This window comes from Aquipseudomonas alcaligenes NBRC 14159 (assembly GCF_000467105.1).
In the GTDB taxonomy this organism is placed as follows: Bacteria; Pseudomonadota; Gammaproteobacteria; order Pseudomonadales; family Pseudomonadaceae; genus Aquipseudomonas; species Aquipseudomonas alcaligenes.
In genome coordinates this window covers 1-17,195 of the sequence record NZ_BATI01000028.1, presented here as the reverse complement: position 1 = coordinate 17,195, position 17,195 = coordinate 1, and the positions used below count along the sequence as shown (strand labels likewise).

General features: G+C 66.7%; 15 protein-coding genes. 8 read left to right on the top strand and 7 right to left on the bottom strand.

Annotated elements, in window-relative coordinates; translation table 11 throughout:
* Positions 1-22: 22 nt before the first annotated feature.
* Complete coding sequence (locus tag PA6_RS15015) at positions 23-2,089, top strand: EAL domain-containing response regulator (RefSeq protein ID WP_021701786.1); 2,067 nt, start codon at positions 23-25, stop codon at positions 2,087-2,089.
* A gap of 54 nt (positions 2,090-2,143) precedes the next feature.
* Here PA6_RS15015 and serB read toward each other — a convergent pair whose 3' ends face one another.
* The gene (gene serB / locus PA6_RS15010; protein ID WP_021701785.1) at positions 2,144-3,358 is read right to left on the bottom strand and encodes a phosphoserine phosphatase SerB; all 1,215 of its coding nucleotides are present in this window, start codon (positions 3,356-3,358) and stop codon (positions 2,144-2,146) included.
* Positions 3,359-3,504: 146 nt separating this feature from the next.
* On the opposite strand from serB, the gene PA6_RS15005 reads away from it, so the two are divergent.
* Together PA6_RS15005 and PA6_RS15000 are read left to right on the top strand one after the other, a co-directional pair.
* Positions 3,505-5,043 (top strand): hypothetical protein, encoded by a 1,539-nt coding sequence (locus tag PA6_RS15005; RefSeq protein ID WP_021701784.1) that lies wholly within the window; start codon positions 3,505-3,507, stop codon positions 5,041-5,043.
* Positions 5,040-5,612, top strand: coding sequence for a metal-dependent hydrolase (locus tag PA6_RS15000; RefSeq protein ID WP_021701783.1), 573 nt, complete (start codon positions 5,040-5,042; stop codon positions 5,610-5,612). Before PA6_RS15005 ends, PA6_RS15000 begins: the two co-directional genes overlap by 4 nt.
* Here the strand turns inward: PA6_RS15000 and waaA are convergent.
* Positions 5,555-6,829 (bottom strand): lipid IV(A) 3-deoxy-D-manno-octulosonic acid transferase, encoded by a 1,275-nt coding sequence (gene waaA / locus PA6_RS14995; protein ID WP_021701782.1) that lies wholly within the window; start codon positions 6,827-6,829, stop codon positions 5,555-5,557. The genes PA6_RS15000 and waaA overlap by 58 nt on opposite strands.
* A gap of 84 nt (positions 6,830-6,913) precedes the next feature.
* Here waaA and PA6_RS14990 point away from each other — a divergent pair, with 84 nt between their 5' ends.
* The 4 genes from PA6_RS14990 (at position 6,914) to PA6_RS14975 (ending at position 10,252) form a co-directional block, all read left to right on the top strand.
* A complete protein-coding gene (locus PA6_RS14990; protein ID WP_021701781.1) occupies positions 6,914-7,246 on the top strand; it encodes a DMT family transporter in 333 nt (110 codons plus the stop codon).
* A 52-nt stretch (positions 7,247-7,298) separates the two neighbouring features.
* Positions 7,299-8,474 (top strand): NAD(P)/FAD-dependent oxidoreductase, encoded by a 1,176-nt coding sequence (locus tag PA6_RS14985; protein WP_021701780.1) that lies wholly within the window; start codon positions 7,299-7,301, stop codon positions 8,472-8,474.
* Complete coding sequence (locus PA6_RS14980; protein ID WP_021701779.1) at positions 8,471-9,268, top strand: aldo/keto reductase; 798 nt, start codon at positions 8,471-8,473, stop codon at positions 9,266-9,268. Before PA6_RS14985 ends, PA6_RS14980 begins: the two co-directional genes overlap by 4 nt.
* A gap of 84 nt (positions 9,269-9,352) precedes the next feature.
* The gene (locus tag PA6_RS14975; protein WP_021701778.1) at positions 9,353-10,252 is read left to right on the top strand and encodes a hypothetical protein; all 900 of its coding nucleotides are present in this window, start codon (positions 9,353-9,355) and stop codon (positions 10,250-10,252) included.
* Positions 10,253-10,286: 34 nt separating this feature from the next.
* Here PA6_RS14975 and hldE read toward each other — a convergent pair whose 3' ends face one another.
* The 4 genes from hldE to msbA are packed head-to-tail and all read right to left on the bottom strand — an operon-like array spanning position 10,287 to position 15,897.
* On the bottom strand, positions 10,287-11,708 hold the full coding sequence (gene hldE, locus PA6_RS14970; RefSeq protein WP_021701777.1) for a bifunctional D-glycero-beta-D-manno-heptose-7-phosphate kinase/D-glycero-beta-D-manno-heptose 1-phosphate adenylyltransferase HldE: 1,422 nt from the start codon (positions 11,706-11,708) through the stop codon (positions 10,287-10,289).
* A gap of 57 nt (positions 11,709-11,765) precedes the next feature.
* Positions 11,766-13,166 (bottom strand): PIG-L deacetylase family protein, encoded by a 1,401-nt coding sequence (locus PA6_RS14965; RefSeq protein WP_021701776.1) that lies wholly within the window; start codon positions 13,164-13,166, stop codon positions 11,766-11,768.
* A gap of 2 nt (positions 13,167-13,168) precedes the next feature.
* The gene (locus PA6_RS14960; RefSeq protein WP_021701775.1) at positions 13,169-14,065 is read right to left on the bottom strand and encodes a GNAT family N-acetyltransferase; all 897 of its coding nucleotides are present in this window, start codon (positions 14,063-14,065) and stop codon (positions 13,169-13,171) included.
* Entirely contained in the window at positions 14,065-15,897 is a 1,833-nt protein-coding gene (gene msbA, locus PA6_RS14955) for a lipid A export permease/ATP-binding protein MsbA (protein ID WP_021701774.1), read from the bottom strand. The genes PA6_RS14960 and msbA overlap by 1 nt, the downstream gene beginning before the upstream one ends.
* Before the next feature lie 71 nt (positions 15,898-15,968).
* On the opposite strand from msbA, the gene PA6_RS14950 reads away from it, so the two are divergent.
* Entirely contained in the window at positions 15,969-16,547 is a 579-nt protein-coding gene (locus PA6_RS14950; protein WP_021701773.1) for a lipopolysaccharide kinase InaA family protein, read from the top strand.
* Here PA6_RS14950 and PA6_RS23745 read toward each other — a convergent pair.
* Positions 16,517-17,195, bottom strand: a 679-nt coding sequence (locus PA6_RS23745) for a hypothetical protein (protein WP_021701772.1), incomplete at its 5' end; no start/stop codon positions are given. The genes PA6_RS14950 and PA6_RS23745 overlap by 31 nt on opposite strands.

The following is a 17,195-nucleotide window of genomic DNA, read 5'->3' as shown; positions in this document are numbered from 1 at the left end:
GGCGCCTTCCAAGCAAAACCCCATGGCCATCGAAAAAAAAACCATACGGCTGCTGATCCTCGAGGATTCGCAGAACGAGGCCGAGCGTCTGGTCAGCCTGTTCCGTAATGCTGGCCGCGCCACGCGCGTTCACCGCATCACTTCCAGCGACAACCTGGCCGAGGCCCTGCAGCAAAGCTGGGACCTGCTGATCAGCGCCCCCTCCAGCGAGCACCTCGAGCCCAGCGAAGCGATCACCGCCATTCGCCGCCAGGCCAAGGACATCCCGGTCATCCAGCTGGTCGCCGGCAACGAATCCGACGCCATCACCGAAGCCCTGATGCTCGGCGCCCAGGATGCCCTGCCGCAAGGCGAGGACGAGCGCCTGATCCTGGTGGCCAACCGCGAACTGGCCAACCTCGAGGAACGCCGTGCCCACCGCGCCGCCGAAGTGGCGCTGCGCGAGGCGGAGAAGCGCTGCCAGCTGCTGCTCGACAGCTCGGTGGACGCCATCACCTACGTCCACGACGGCATGCACATCTATGCCAACCGCGCCTACCTCAAGCTGTTCGACTACGAGGACGGCGACGAGCTGGAAGGTATGCCGATGATCGACCTGATCGCCAGCGAGGATCAGGCCGCCTTCAAGGACTTCCTGAAGAACTACTCCAGCGCCGAAGGCAATGCCGAACTGGCGTGCGGCGGGATCCGCGCCGACGGCCAGCGCTTCCAGTCGCGCATGAGCTTCTCGCCGGCCACCTACGACGGCGAGCCGTGCATCCAGGTGGTGATCCGCGCGGAAACGGACAACGCCGAGCTGGAAGAAAAGCTGCGCGAAATCAGCAGCCAGGACCTGGTCACCGGCCTATTCAACCGCTCGCACTTCATCGAACTGATGGACGGCGCCGCCCAGCGCGCGATCAACGATGGTCAGGTTTCGAGCCTGGCCTACATCTGCATCGATCGCTACAGCGAGGCCATCGGCGAAGTCGGCCTGGCCGGCATCGATATCCTGCTCACCGACCTGGCCAACCTGCTGCGCGCCCACTTCGGCGAGACGGCGCAACTGGCGCGCTTCGGTGACGACGTGTTCACCGCCCTGCTCGCGGATGTCACGCCCCAGCAGTTGCAGGAACAACTCAAGCCGCTGCTGAAAAAGATCGAAGGCCACCTGTTCGATGTCGCCGGACGCACCGTGCAGACTACCCTGTCGGTGGGCATCGCCGGGCTCAGCGAGCAGACCAGCAAGGCCCAGGAAGTCATCGACCGCGCCCATCGCTGCGCTGATGAGCTGGAAGGCAACGCGATCAAGGTCTACAACCCGGCCGACGAACTGGCCGCCGCTGCCAACCGCGGCAATCTGGTAGCTATGGTCCAGCACGCGCTGGAAAACAACAGCTTCCGCCTGCTGTTCCAGCCGATCATCAGCTTGCGCGGCGACAGCGACGAGCACTACGAAGTGCTACTGCGCCTGCTCAATCAGCAAGGCGAGGAAGTACCGCCGGGCGACTTCCTCGGCGCAGCCAAGAACGCCGGACTGGCCGAGAAGATCGATCGCTGGGTGATCCTCAACTCGATCAAGCTGCTCGCCGAACACCGCAGCAAGGGCCACAACACTCGCCTGTTCGTGCACCTGTCGGCCAACAGCCTGCAGGACCAGACCCTGCTGCCGTGGCTCAGCGTTGCCCTCAAGGCCGCGCGCCTGCCATCCGACTCGCTGGTGTTCCAGATCGGCGAGACCGACGCCGTGACCTACCTCAAGCAGGCCAAGGCCCTGACCCAAGGCCTGGCGGAGCTGCACTGCAAGGTTGCCCTGAGCCAGTTCGGCTGCGCGCTGAACCCCTTCAACACGCTCAAGCACCTCAATGTGGACTTCGTGAAAGTCGACGGCTCCTTCTCCCAAGACCTGACCAATGCGGAGAACCAGGAGGCGCTGAAAACCCTGCTGGCCAGCCTGCACGCCCAGGCCAAGCTGACCATCGTGCCCTTCGTCGAGAGCGCCAGCGTGCTGGCCACCCTCTGGCAGGCCGGGGTCAACTACATCCAGGGCCACTACCTGCAGGGCCCCAGCCAGTCGATGGACTACGACTTCTCTGCCGGCGACGAGTGACAGTGCTGCACAAAAAAGCCCCGCGCATGCGGGGCTTTTTCATTGCGCCAGCAGTTAATCCTGGCCGTCGCGGTCGCGGAAGCCGAGCAGGTAGAGAATGCCGTCCAGGCCCAGGGTGGAAATCGCCTGCTTGGCCGACTGCTTGACCAGCGGCTTGGCGCGGAAAGCCACGCCGAGACCGGCCAGGCCGAGCATCGGCAGGTCGTTGGCACCATCGCCCACGGCGATGGTCTGCTCCAGGCGCAGCCCTTCCTTGGCCGCCAGCTCACGCAGCAGGTCGGCCTTGCGCTGGGCGTCGACGATCGGCTCGACGGCCACGCCGGTAACCTTGCCCTCGACGACCTGCAGCTCGTTGGCGAACACGTAGTCGATGCCCAGCTTGGCCTGCAGCTGCTTGGCGAAGTAGGTGAAGCCGCCGGACAGGATGGCGGTCTTGTAACCCAGGCGCTTGAGTTCGGCGAACAGCACCTCGGCGCCTTCGGTCAGGCGCAGCGAGGCGCCGATTTCCTCCAGCACATCCTCGGACAGCCCCTGCAGCAGCGCCAGGCGCTCCTTGAAGCTGGCGCGGAAGTCCAGCTCGCCACGCATGGCGCGCTCGGTAATCTCGGACACCTGGTCGCCGACACCGTGAGCCTTGGCCAGTTCGTCGATGACCTCGGCCTCGATCAGCGTGGAGTCCATGTCGAACACCGCCAGACGCCGATTGCGACGGAACACCGAGTCGCGCTGGAAGGCGATGTCGACGTTCAGCTCCTGCGCCACACTGAGGAACTCGGCGCGCAGCGCGGCGGCATCGGCCGGCTCGCCGCGCACGGAAAACTCGATGCAGCCCTTGCCCTGATCGGCCGGCATGTCCAGCGGCATGCGCCCAGACAGGCGGTCGATGTGATCGATATTGAGCCCGTACTTGGCGGTAATCGAGCTGACCCGCTGCAGCTGTTCGGCCGTGACCTTGCGCGTCAGCAGGGTGACGATGTAGCGCGGCTTGCCCTGACCACCGACCCACTGCTGGTAGTCATCTTCCGACACGGGGGTGAAACGCACCTGCTGGTCCAGCTTGTAGGCGGTGAACAGCACGTCCTTGAGCACCGACGAGGCCTGCTCGGTATCCGGGATCTCGACCAGAATGCCGAACGACAGGGTGTCGTGGATCACCGCCTGGCCGATATCGAGGATATTCACCCCGCCCTGTGCCAGCACGCCGGTGATGGCCGCGGTCAGACCGGGGCGATCTTCCCCGGTGATATTGATCAGGACGATTTCGCGCAAGGCGCACACTCCAGCTTGCAAAGAGGTCAGCGAAAAGGCGCACATTCTAACCCGGTTTGCCTGGCGCAGGGCACGGGCGGCGCTTTGCCCGCCTGGGGGTGGTGGTTATACTGCGCGGCAATTTCATTCGAGAAGAGCCGCGCTCTGTGAACCGGCCCGTTCAGGTCAAACCCGACAATTTCTTCCTGTTGCTGTTCAATGCCCTGCGCCAGCGCCGCGTGCCGCTCGCCCTGCGCATCGCCAGCCACAGCCTGCTGCTGGTCGCCCTGGCACTGGTGATCTACGCCTGGGTGATGGGCATGCAGTTCAAGCAGGCCATGCAGCAGCAGGCCGATGCCCTGGGCCAGAGCCTGACCGTGCAGACCGCCGCCTCGGCCACCGAACTGCTGGTGTCCAACGACATCCTCAGCCTCAACGTGCTGCTCAGCAACCTGGCGAAGAACCCGCTGGTGGCCCATGCCGCCATCTACAGCGTGGACAACCGCATCCTCGCCGAGGCCGGTTCGCGCCCGACCCAAAGCATTCTTGGCGAGACCGAAGGCCTCTACTCCACGCCCATCACCTTTCAGGAGGTGATCGCCGGGCAGCTGCGCATCAGCCTGGACATGCGGCAGTTCCAGCAGCCGATGACCATCAGCCTGCAGAGCATGGGCCTGCTCAGCCTGATCCTGCTGGCCCTGGCCCTGTCGCTCAGCCTGCGCCTGGGCCGCCACATCTCCACGCCGTTGCTGCAGCTGCGTGTATGGCTGCGTGACCCGGACGATCCCGCCCCCGGCGCCGGTCGCCAGGACGAGATCGGCGATCTCGCCCGTCAGCTGCAGGCGCGCCTGGTACCGGAAAAGCCGGAACCCGAGCCGCACGACTACACCGAGCTGGATGACGAAGAGCACTTCGGCGACGAACAGGCCGAGCGCGAACAGGACTTCGACATGCCGGACCTGCACGCCGACGTCGACTACGACGAAGAACTCGCTCCGCGCCCTGCGACCGTCGCCCAACATGACGAGGACGATCCCTTCGCCGACCTGCGCGACATGCAGCAGACCGCGGCCGCCGAGCCCGACTTCGAACCGGCACCCGCGCCGGCGGCCTATGCGCCGCCGCAGCCCGAACAGCGCACCAGCAGCGCAGTGCTGGCAATCCAGCTCGGCGCCCAGGAGCAGCTGCGCCACCTGCCGCGCGCGCGTCTGATGGAACTGTTGCAGCGCTACCGCGATTGCCTGGAGCGAGCCGCCGCTCTGTACCAGGGCAAGCTGTTCACCCTCAGCGACGGCAGCAGCCTGATGCTGTTCAGCAGCGAGCACAGCGGCGACGACTACCTGACTCACGCCCTGTGCTGCGGCGAACTGATGCGCGCCCTCGGCCATGCCCTGCAGATCGAGGTGGCCGACAGCGGTATTACCCTGCAACTGCAGCTAGGCCTGACCCGCAGCGACGAGGCGATCAGCCCGAGCCAGGCCGAACTGCTGCTGAGCGAGGCGGCCCAGGACGCCCTGGCCCTGGCCCAGCACAGCCGCAACCTGCTGCTGGTGCAGCGCAGCGTCGCCGACGACCCGCTGCTGCGCCAGCGCGCGCGCATCCGCGCTATCGCCAGCCCGGAAGGCGCCAGCTGTGTCGAGCGTCTGCTGGAGCCCTACCCCTCGCTGCTGGAGCGCCAGCTGGCGCGCATGCACGAACACTCGTGACCACACTGATCAGCCACCCGCTGCCGGTCCTGGCTCTCGGGTTGGCACTCGGGCCGCGCCTGATCCCGCCGCGCCTGCTGCTGGCCGGCCTGCTGTTCAGCCTGTTGCCCGATGCCGACGTGCTGGCCTTCAAGTTCGGCATCGCCTATGCCGACGCCTTCGGCCACCGCGGCTTCAGTCATTCGCTGCTGTTTGCCGGCCTGAGCGGAGTATTGGGCGCGCTGTGCTGCCGCCTGCTCAAGTGTGGCCCGTTCAAGGCCTTTGCCTGGATCGCCCTGGCGTGCGCCTCGCACAGCCTGCTGGACGCCGCCACCGACGGCGGCCTGGGCGTCGCCTGGTTGTGGCCCTGGAGCGAGCAGCGTTTCTTCCTGCCCTGGCGGCCGATCGAGGTCTCACCCTTCGTGCACAACTTCTTCAGCCAGCGCGGCCTCGACGTGCTGGCCTCGGAAGCGCGCTGGGTGTGGCTGCCCTGTCTGGGCCTGGCCCTGACCGGCATCACCCTGCGCGCGCTCTATGCCCGCTTGAGCAGCTCCTGCAGACCGGCGAGCAGGCGCGCCAGCGCGCCCTGATTGGCGCGCAGCACGCCCAGCCCGGCCTCGGCCCGGCGCCGCGCCTCGGCAGGGTCGGCGAACAGCAGACTAAGAGCCGCATGCAGCTGGCCGGCATCCACCACTTCCAGCAGGTCACCGGCCTCGCGCAGCTGGGCGGCGATTTCCAGGAAGTTGAACAGGTGCGGTCCCGCCAGCAACGGTTTGCCCAGCGCCGCCGGCTCCAGCAGGTTGTGCCCGCCATTGGCCACCAGGCTGCCACCGACCAGGGCCAGATCGGCCAGGGCGTAGAGGAACAGCAGCTCGCCCAGCGTATCCCCGACCAGCACCTGCACCGCCTCGTCGACCGTCTCGCCCGTGGAGCGGCGCACGCAGGCAAACCCTTCGCGCCGGCACAGCTCGAAGACCTGGGTGAAACGCTCCGGATGGCGAGGCACCAGGATCAGCAGCGCATCAGGCCGCTCGGCCAGCAGCTGGCGGTGGACCGCCAGCATCACCTCGTCCTCACCAGCATGGGTACTGGCGGCGATCCACACCGGCCGCTCCTGCGCGTCCCAGGCGGCACGCAACTCGGCGGCACGCTGCGGCAACTCGGCATCGATGCTGAGATCGAACTTGATCGAGCCGGTCACCTCGACGCACGTCTGTCGGGCGCCCAGCTGGCGGAAGCGTTCGGCCTCGACCTCGGTCTGTGCGGCGATCAGATCCAGCTCACCCAGCATCGGCGCGGTCAACTTGGCGAAGCGCGCATAACCGCGCGCCGAGCGCTCGGACAGGCGCGCGTTGGCCAGCGCCACGGGAATACCGCGTCGGTGGCAGGCATGAATGTGGTTGGGCCACAGCTCGGTTTCCATGATCACCGCCAGCTTCGGCTGCAGCCGATCAAGGAAGCGCGCGCAGGCCCAGGGCAGGTCGTAGGGCAGATAGCAGTGCTGAATGCGCGCACCAAACAGCGCCTGGATGCGCTCGGAGCCGGTCGGCGTCATGCAGGTGACGGTAATCGGCAACTCGGGATGACGCTCCAGCAGCTCGCGGATCAGTGGCGCCGCGGCGATGCTCTCGCCCAGCGACACCGCGTGGATCCAGATCCCGCCCTGGCGAAAGGCCGGCAGGCCGACCGCGAAGCGCTCGCCGATGCGCCGCCCGTAAGCCGGCGCGCGCCAGGCACGCCACAGCAGACGCAGGAAAATGATCGGCAGGGCCAGGTGCAGAATAAGGGTATAGAGGGTTCTATTCATGGGCGCGCAGCTTAGCAGGACGCTGCCGATCTACCTACGCCGCCCCCATGCGACAATGCGCACCCACCTTTACGGAGCACGCGCATGAGCGGTTATCTGTATCTGGCCATCGCCATCGTCGCCGAAGTGATCGCCACCACCGCCCTGAAGGCCGTGGACGGCTTTAGCAAGCCACTGCCGCTGACCCTGGTGGTCATCGGCTACGGCATCGCCTTCTGGATGCTCAGCCTGGTGATGAAGAGCATCCCGGTGGGCGTCACCTACGCCATCTGGTCGGGCCTGGGCATCGTGCTGATCAGCATTGCCAGCCTGCTGCTGTACGACCAGAAGCTCGACCTGGCGGCCCTGCTCGGCATCGGCCTGATCATCGCCGGGGTCCTGGTGATTCAACTGTTCTCCGGCAGCAGCGGGCACTGACCGGAGGGCAAGCGGGGTTATACTGCGCGCCTGATCCATTGCGAGCCCCGGCATGTCCCACTCCCTCAGCACCGATATCCTGATCGTCGGCGGCGGTATCGCCGGCCTCTGGCTCAATGCCCGCCTGCGTCGGCTCGGCTATGCCACCCTGCTGGTGGAAAACGCCAGCCTCGGCGGCGGGCAGAGCCTGAAGTCCCAGGGCATCATCCACGGCGGCGCCAAGTACGCCCTGCATGGCGCGCTGACCGGCGCCTCGGAGGCCATCGCCGACATGCCGCGGCGCTGGCGCGAGGCGATCGAGGGCAGTGGCGAGCTGGACCTGTCGGGCGTGCGCCTGTTGTCCGAGGCCCACTACCTGTGGTCGCCGGGCAGCCTGGCCGGCAACCTCACCAGCTTCTTCGCCAGCAAGGCGGTGCGCGGCCGGGTCGACCAGGTCAAGGGCGAACAATTGCCGCCGGCCCTGCAACACCCGAAGTTCAAGGGCAAGGTCTACCGCCTGGCGGAACTGGTACTCGATGTGCCCAGCCTGATCAGCCGCCTGACCACGCTGGCCGGTGACAGCCTGCTGGCCGGCCAGACGATCACGCCACTGCGCGAGGATGGCGAACTGGTCGGCCTGTGCGTCGACGGTCGCGATATTCGCGCCAGGCGCGTGGTGCTCAGCGCCGGCCGCGGCAACGCCGACCTGCTGGCCGATCTCGGCGTCGAGCAACCGCGCCAGCAGCTGCGACCGCTGCACATGGTGCTGGTCAAGGGCCGCGGCCTCAAACCGCTCTACGCCCACTGCCTGGGCGGCGGGCCCAAGCCGCGCATCACCGTAACCAGCCACCCGGCGGCCGACGGCCAGTGGGTCTGGTACCTCGGCGGCGACATCGCCGAGGCCGACGGCGTGGCGCGCAGCGAGGCGGCGCAGATTGCCGCGGCACAGAAGGAAGTACAGCAGCTGCTGCCCTGGATCGACCTCTCCGATGCACGCTGGGCCACCCTGCGCGTGGACCGCGCCGAGCCGGCGCAGTCCGGCCTGGTGCGCCCGGACAACGCCTTCCTGGCCGAGCAGGGCAGCCTGCTGGTCGGCTGGCCGACCAAGCTGGCGCTGTCGCCGGACTTCGCCGACCGGGTTATCGCCGCCCTCGAGCGCGATGGCATCCAGCCAGGCACGCACGCGCACCTGCCCGAGCTGCCACGCCCGCCACAGGCGCAGCCGGTGTGGGAGGAACTGCTGCCATGAGCCTGCACGACCTGCACCGCCCGCTGGGCAACACCGGCCTGATCGTCTCGCCGCTGGGCCTGGGCACCGTCAAGCTGGGCCGCGATCAGGGCGTGAAGTACCCCAACGGCTTCATCATCCCCGATGATGCCGCCGCCCGCGCCCTGCTCGACCAGGCCCGCGCACTCGGCATCAACCTGATCGACACGGCGCCGGCCTATGGCGTCAGCGAGCAGCGCCTGGGCCCGCTGCTGCGCGGCCAGCGCGAGGACTGGGTGATCGTCAGCAAGGTCGGCGAAGAGTTCGACAGCGGCCAGTCGCGCTTCGATTTCTCGCCGGCGCACACGCGCCTATCGGTCGAGCGCAGCCTGCAGCGCCTGGAAACCGACCGCATCGACCTGGTCCTGGTGCACTCGGACGGCAACGATGTCGCCATCCTGCGCGACAGCGGCGTCTACGAGACCCTGGCCGAGCTCAAACGCGAGGGCAAGCTCCGCGCCTTCGGCCTGTCCGGCAAGACCGTCGAGGGCGGTCTGCTGGCGCTGGAGCGCGGCGACTGCGCGATGGTCACCTACAACCTGGCCGAACGTGGCGAGCAGGCGGTGCTCGACCATGCCGCAACCCACGGCAAGGGCATTCTGATCAAGAAAGCCCTGGCCAGCGGACACGCGGTGCTGGCTGGCGAAGATCCGGTGCGCGCCAGCTTCGAGCTGGTATTCGGCCATCCCGGCGTCACCGCCGCCATCGTCGGCACCATCAACCCGCAACATCTGGCGGCAAACGCGGCCACCGCGGCGGCAGTGATCCGCGGCTAAACTGCAGGGCTCCGGGCGCCGGCTGAACGTCGCCGCACCCTGTCCATCTGATGCAGCCCCACCGCTGCCGACTGAGGAGCCGCTATGTCGAGACTGCTGGCCCGCAAGACCCCAGGCACCTTCAAGACCCTGCCGCTGTACGTGGAAGCCACGGCGGACGGGCTGAACTACCGTGGCCTAGGCCTGCCGCTGAACTTCGCGCAGATGCTCGAGCGACGCCGCCCGGTAGAGGCCGCCGACAGCCAGCGCTTTGCCCTGGAGCTGGCCAACCTGGGCGTATCGGTGCGTCTGACCATGGCCTGGCAGGGCCGCGACCACTGGCTGCTGGTGCGCCAGCAGCGCCCGGATCGCGGCGACACCGTGCTCAAGCTGATTTCCGGCTACGTACCGGCCCATGAACTGAACCTGCCCCTGCTCACTGCGATCCAGGAAGTCGCCGAAGAATGCCTGATCGAGAACGGCGGCAGCTGGCTGGGCGGGCGCTATGCCGACACCTGGCTGCCGACCCCCTATCCGCTGCGCTACCACGAGGACAGCCACTTCCGCCTCAGCCCGCTGTCCGGCGCGGCGCGGCCGGTGCAGTGCGGCAACCTGATGCTGATGGAGCGTCCGCGCGCCTATGTGCACCTGCCCACCGCCTCGCTGCAGCTGGTCTACGACCTGCGCCTGGAGCTGCCGAAGGACTGCCGCCAACCCAGCCTGTTCCATGTCGACGAACGCCTGGAAGACGGTGAACTGGTGGCGCGCCTGGAGCGCCGCCGCCCAGACATCTACCTGCTGCCACTGAACAACGGCCTGCCCACGGGCGAACTGTGCACCCTGCGCCGGGGCGAGCTTGTAGCAGCCAGCACCCGCGGCCTGTGGCTGTCGGAAGGCTTCGCCGCACAGGATGGCTGGCTGGTGCGTGACGAACGCATCCGCTGGCGCGACTGGCTGGCGCAGCTGAGCCGCGCCGAGAGAGAGCCGGGCCGCCTGGCCGGCTGAAGAACAGCGGCCGCCGGCAGGCGGCCGCCAGGCATCACTTGCTGCGGATCTTCTCGACGATGGCGGTGGTCGAGCTGTTCTCCACCAGGCCCAGCACGCGCACCTCGCCGCCATAGGCACGGACGATCTCGGCGCCGACCACCTGGTCGATGCCGTAGTCGCCACCCTTGACCAGCACGTCCGGCTTGACCTGGCGCAGCAGGTTCTCCGGGGTGTCTTCGGCGAAGCTCACCACCCAGTCCACCGCACCGAGGCCGGCGAGCACTGCCATGCGTCGGTCCACCGCGTTGATCGGTCGCCCCGGGCCCTTGAGGCGCGTCACCGAAGCGTCATCGTTGACCGCCAGCACCAGGCGATCGCCCTGGGCACGGGCCTGCTCCAGGTAGGTCACGTGGCCGGCGTGGAGGATGTCGAAGCAGCCGTTGGTGAAGACGATCTTCTCGCCATGGGCGCGGGCATCTTCCAGCGCCAGGAGCAACTGCTCGACGCTGACCACGCCACGCTCGGAACCCTCTTCGCGCTGCACCGCACGGCGCAGTTCGGGGGCGCTGATAGCAGCGGTGCCGAGCTTGCCGACCACGATGCCGGCCGCCAGGTTGGCCAGCGCCACGGCCTGTGGCAACTCCTCGCCGGCGGCGATAGAGGCGGCCAGGGTGGAGATCACCGTGTCGCCGGCGCCGGTCACGTCGAACACTTCACGGGCGCGGGCCGGCAGGTGCAGTGCCGGGTGGTCGGGGCGCAGCAGGGTCATGCCATGCTCGCCACGGGTCACCAGCAGCGCGCCCAGCTCCAGCTCGTTCATCAGCCGGGCGCCTTTGGCCACCAGTTCGGCCTCGTCCTGGCAATGCCCGACGATGGCCTCGAATTCACTGAGGTTGGGGGTGATCAGGCTGGCGCCACGGTAGATGGAGAAGTCCTTGCCCTTGGGGTCGGCCAGCACCGGAATGCCGCGGGCCCTGGCCAGCTGGATCAGCGCCTGATGGTTCTTCAGGGCGCCCTTGCCGTAGTCGGACAGCACCAGCACCTTGACCCCGGCGAGCAGGCCGTCGACGTCTTCGGCCAAGGCCTCGGCGTCGGTGTTGAACGGCTCCTCGAAGTCCATGCGCAGCAGTTGCTGATGGCGGCTCATCACGCGCAGCTTGACGATGGTCGGCTGCTCGTCGATGCGCTGGAAGTGCGCCTGCACCCCGGCCGCGTGCAGGCTGTCGGCCAGGCTGTGGGCCGCCTCGTCACGACCGGTCACACCGACCAGCAGGGCCGGCGCGCCGAGCGCGGCGATGTTCAGCGCGACGTTGGCGGCACCACCCGGGCGATCCTCGATCTGCTCGACCTTGACCACCGGCACCGGAGCCTCGGGCGAGATGCGCGAGGTGCCGCCATGCCAGTAACGGTCGAGCATGACATCGCCCACCACCAGAACGGGGGCTTGATCGTAACGGGGCATGGACAGCTTCATGGGTGCTCCAGGGCAGCAAAATCGGGGCGGATCATAGCATGGCGGGGGTCGCGGGCCTTACTCGCCCAGCGCACGCACCCAGAACAGTTCGTGGCGGCGCACGGCCTTGCGGAAGAACTCGTCCTCGCCACTGGCCGGCCAGCGGCGTCCGGCGAGCAGGTGCTGGAGCAGCCGGCGCAGACGCTTCTTGGTCGGCAGCGGCGCCTGCAGATCGTGCTGCATGGCCAGCGCCATGGCCTTGTCGAGCCGCGTTCCGGCAGGCAGCGACGGGCTCCACAGGCCATCGGCCGGCAGTGCCACCATGGCCGGCGGCAGGGCGATGCCGCAGTCCGCCGGGCCCATCGGCCAGCGGTCGTTGTCGTGCAGGTGGTTGGCGTAGAGCAGCAGGGTCTGCGGCTGCCAGGCGCTCTGCTGAACGGCCTCGAGCAGCGCACGGGTGGCGGCGACGTGATCGCTGTGCGGGTCCAGCTCGGGATGCGGAGTGACCAGCACCTCGGGGCGGAAATGTTCGAGCAGCGCGGCGAGGTCGGCGACCAGGTTGTGCCAGTTCGGCACGCCATCGGTATCGGCCGGCAACGCCACCCGGTTGAACCGGCGCGCAGCGCGCACGTCGCAGTCGCCCGACTCGCGCGAGGCGAACGGCTGGTCCGGCGCCTCGGCCATGGCGGGCAGCTGCAGGCAGTAGTAGCCGAGCTGCACGCAACGCTCCTGCGGCACGCCGCCCCAGAGCGGCACGGCCAGGCTGTCCCAGGTGCGCAGACGGCCCTTGAGGCGCGCCGCTTCGGGCAGGCTGAGGCCCAGGCGCTGGTAATGCTCGGCCTCGATCTCGCCCTGGGTCAGGGTGACGATGCTGGCCTCGGAGCAGCGGCTGTACAGGCCGAAGGCCGCCAGCTCGGCGTCATCGGCATGCGGCGCGATGACCATTAGCCGGCGCTCGGCATAATCGGGGTTGCTCAAAGCGAACAGGCGCCCGGCGCCGACCAGGCGGCAGAAACGCCCGCGGATGCGCAGGGTTCCGGCACGCAGAGCCTCGCCCTGCCCGGACAGGTTGAAGTAGCGCCGGCCGTCGACCCGACGCTCCATGTCCTGGCGGTCATCGCCCAGGTAGATGTGCGGATCGAGAAAGCGCCCCAGCCAGGTGGCCGAGACGTCCCACTCGAGAATCAGGGTATCGGCCGCGCCCGGATCCCCCTCGCAGCGCAGCTGACCATCGACCAGGCTGGTGGGCAGGCACGGCGTGCCCTTGGGAAAGTCGTAGCGGTAGTCGTCACTCGGCGAGTAGAACAGGTGGTCGGCGAACCAGGCCTCGTGGCCGATCCAGCCCAGCACCAGGAGCAAAGGCACCCACCACCAGGCGACGAAGATGCCCAGCGCGAGCAATACCAGCAGCGTCAGCAGCAGGGCGATGCGCTTGTTGCGTCGATGACGTTTGAGCAGTTGCTGCTTGCGAGCCTGCATAGTCACACCTGGTAGACGGGAATCCGGTTGCACCAGCGGTCCTTGTACTCGCGGTCCGCACGGCCGAAGGAATAGCGTAGCGGCTTGCCGATGGCGCGTGCCTCGGCCCAGGCATTCTGCGTATTGACGAAGCTGAGCACGCTGCCGGGGCTGAACTCGCGCTGCTGCGGGTCGACCCCGCCATTGATGTACTCCAGGCTGACCCAGCGCGGCGCCTCGACCCGGTACAGCACCTGGATGGCTACCGGCTCGTCGTTCAGGTAGATCAGCGAACCGGTCATGAACTCGCGCAGGCGCTCGAACACCTCGGCCAGATGCGCCGCGCCGGTGGCGGCGAAGCCCCAGCGGCGCTGGAACAGCTCGGCATAGATGCGCGCCTGCTCGGCAGCGTCCAGCTCCAGCATCGGCCGGATGGCACCACCCGCTTCTTCCAGCAGGCGCTGCTCGCGGCGCTGGTTGTAGCGAAACTTCTTGCTGTACTCCTCGGGCTCGCGGGCCAGGGCCAGGCCCTCGGGCTGCTCGCGCAGGGTACTGATCTGCTCGGCATTCAGCGGCGAGACATAGCGCATGCGATGCTGTACCGGCAGCCGTATGCCATGCGCCAGGGGCAGGATGATCTCGGCGTTGCCCAGATCGAACAGGCCGCGTTTGCCCTGTTTCTTCAGCACATCCTTGGACAGCGCGATATGCCGGCCCCAGGTCGGCATGGCGCCCTGCAACTGACCATCGGCCACCCAGCCCAGATAGCGCACCGGGATGCCGGCAAGATCGGCCAGGCGTGCCACCACCTCGGGGTGGGTGGCGACGCTGCCGCCGAAATTGGCCCAGGCATCGGCGTAGTCGGCCGCATCGATGGGGGTCCAGCCGCGTTCGCGCCAGAAGCGCAGGTGACTGAGCATCAGGCGTCCTGCTCCAGCACCTGCGGCTGCTCGTCGCCCTCTTCGAACTGCTTGGCATGCAGGCGTGCGTAGTAGCCGTTCTGCGCCAGCAGTTCGGCATGGTTGCCGCGCTCGACGATCTGCCCCTGGTCCATCACCAGGATCAGGTCGGCCTTCTCGATGGTGCTCAGGCGGTGGGCGATCACCAGGGTGGTGCGGCCCTTCATCACTTCGTCGAGAGCGGCCTGGATATGCCGCTCGGACTCGGTATCCAGCGCCGAGGTGGCCTCGTCGAGGATCAGCAGTGGCGCGTTCTTCAGCAGCGCGCGGGCAATGGCCAGGCGCTGGCGCTGGCCGCCCGAGAGCAGCACGCCGTTCTCGCCGACCAGGGTGTCGAAGCCCTGCGGCAGCTTGTCGATGAACTCGGCCGCGTAGGCTGCCTCGGCCGCCTGGCGCACCTGCTCGATCGGCGCGCCGGCGAGGTCGCCGTAGGCGATGTTGTTGGTCACGCTGTCGTTGAACAGGGTGACATGCTGGGTGACCAGGGCGATGTGCTGACGCAGGTTGCGCAGACTGTATTCCTCGACATCCAGACCATCGATCAGGATCTGTCCCTGCTCGTGGTGGTAGAAGCGTGGAATCAGGCTGGCCAGGGTCGACTTGCCGCTGCCCGAGCGGCCGACCAGCGCCACCATCTGCCCCGGCTCGGCGACGAAGGAGATGTCGTTGAGCACCGATTTCTCGGTGCCGGGATACTGGAAGCTCAGGTTGCGCACTTCCAGGCGGCCGCTGACGCGCTCGCGCTCCTGGGTGCCGTGATCGACCTCGGGCGCCTCGTCCAGCTGCTCGAAAATGCTCTCGGCACCGGCCACGCCCTTCTGGATGGTGGAGCTGACTTCGGAGAGCTGGCGAATCGGCTTGGGCAGCAGACCGGCCAGGGTGATGTAGGCCACCAGGTCACCCGTGGAGGCATCGCCGCGCAGCAGCAGGACCAGGAACATCAGCACGGCCATGGCGCTGTAGATCACCAGCTGCAGGCTGGGGGTATACACGGCGCTGGTCTTGACCATGCGCAGCTGCTTGTTCTTGTTGTCCTCGGCGGCCTCGAAGAAACGCTGGCGCTCGTAGTCCTCGCCACCGAAGCTGCGTACCACCCGGTAACCCTGAATAGTTTCCGAGGCGACATGGGTGACGTCGCCCATGGCCACCTGGATCTTCTTGCTCTGCTTGCGGAATTTCTTGCTGGCGCTGCTGACCATGACCCCGATGACCGGCAGGATTGCGAGCATCACCAGGGTCAGCTTCCAGTTCATCCACAGCAGGCTGGCGAACAGGAACAGCACCGTCATGCCTTCGCGCACCACGACCTTGATCGCATCGGTGGCGGCACCGGTGACCATGGTTACGTTGTAGGTGATGCGCGAGATCAGGTGCCCGGAGTTGTGGTTGTCGAAGTAGCGATTGGGCAGGGTCAGCAGGTTGTTGAACAGCGCGGTACGCAGATCCTGCACCAGCCCCATGGACACCTGCGCCAGGTAGTAGTTGCCGAGGAAAGAGCCGATGCCCTGCCACAACGCGATCACCACGATCAGCAACGGCACGGCCTGTAGCAACGGCAGGCTGGCCAGCCAGGGCGCATGCTCGAGCAGCCAGGGCACCTCGGAAAACAGGCCGGCATTGGGGTTGTTCAGGCCGTCGACGAAGAATTTCAGCATGTAACCGAGCATCGGCTGGGTCGAAGCGAAAATCAAGAAACCGAAGATGCTGATGGCGAACAGCCCCCAGTAGGGGACAACGTATTTCAGCAACCGCAGATAAACCTTCAGGCTGGATTGCTGGGTAGAATTGGCCATTCGGCGGGCCTCGTACGACTGGCTAGAGAGACAAGATGCGGATTGTAACAGCGAACGAATTACAAGATTGGTTGAGCCAGGGTGAACTGCTGGAAAAAGACAGCCATGGTCCCAAGGTGGTTCGCCTGCCCGACGGCAGCCTACTGAAGATCTTCCGCAGCCGGCGCAACCCGCTGCTGGCGCGCCTGCGCCCGGATGCCCGGCGCTTCGCCGAACGCGCCGAACGCCTGCAGGCCCTCGGCATCGCCACGCCGGATATCCGCGAATGCGCCTGGATCGACCGCCACGACGCCGTCAGCGCCTGCCTGTACGCGCCACTGGCCGGCCTCCCGCTGGACAAGCTGTTCCGCGACCAGCGGGACGAATTCGACCGGCGCCTGCCGCAACTGGCCGCCTACATCCTCAAGCTGCACCGCTTGGGCATCTACTTCCGCTCGCTGCACCTGGGCAACATCCTGCTGACCCCGGACGGCGACTTCGGCCTGATCGACTTCCTCGACCTGCGCTTCAAGGGCCGGCCGCTGGGACGCATGCTGGTGCGCCGCAACTTCCGCCACCTACAGCGCTATCTGGAGCGGCGCAAGGTGCAGGGCTTCCCCTGGAGCGAGCTGATTAGCCACTACGAGGCGGCGAGCAGCGCGTCCAGCTGATCCAGATCCAACTTTGGTACCACATGAGCTGGTAAACGGCTTTTTGCCGACAGATTGAAGACTCGGAAATCGGGATTGATCACCCGCCCAGCCATTAGCTGGAAGCAGGGCAGGATATAGTCCTCGTAGTCACCATCAAGGCGACTCTTTACCGCCTCACTACCCTGCTCATAGAAACGGCCAAGACTTGAGTCCAAGTCCACACCAACCAGAAAGACCTGATTGAACCCCAAGTGATAAGCCAGCTGGATGCCTGCGTAGGGAATAGTTCGGCTGCTGAAATAACCTTTTTCAAGATTGCGACTAAAGCCTATGCGATTGGGCTTTTGGCGAAACCAGGAAAAATCACACTCTAAGTCAGCATCCCGGCGAGCCATGCGAGCGAACTGACGATCACTCATTGCCTTCCCATCTACAGGAGGGCGATTAACCCGCTCGAAACGATATACAGAGCGCCCACCCAGAGCGCCGGGTACCTGCGCCAGAAGACTCTCGATCACCCGCGGGCTCAGCGCCAGATTCTGCGCCAAGCTGACGGCCTGCAGTAGAAGTTTTGGGCGATTACGCACGAAGCTGCTGTCGTCACACAGATAAAAGTACGGAGCAATGCCCTGCTCTGCCAGGCAACATATCGAGCCATTAAGGAAA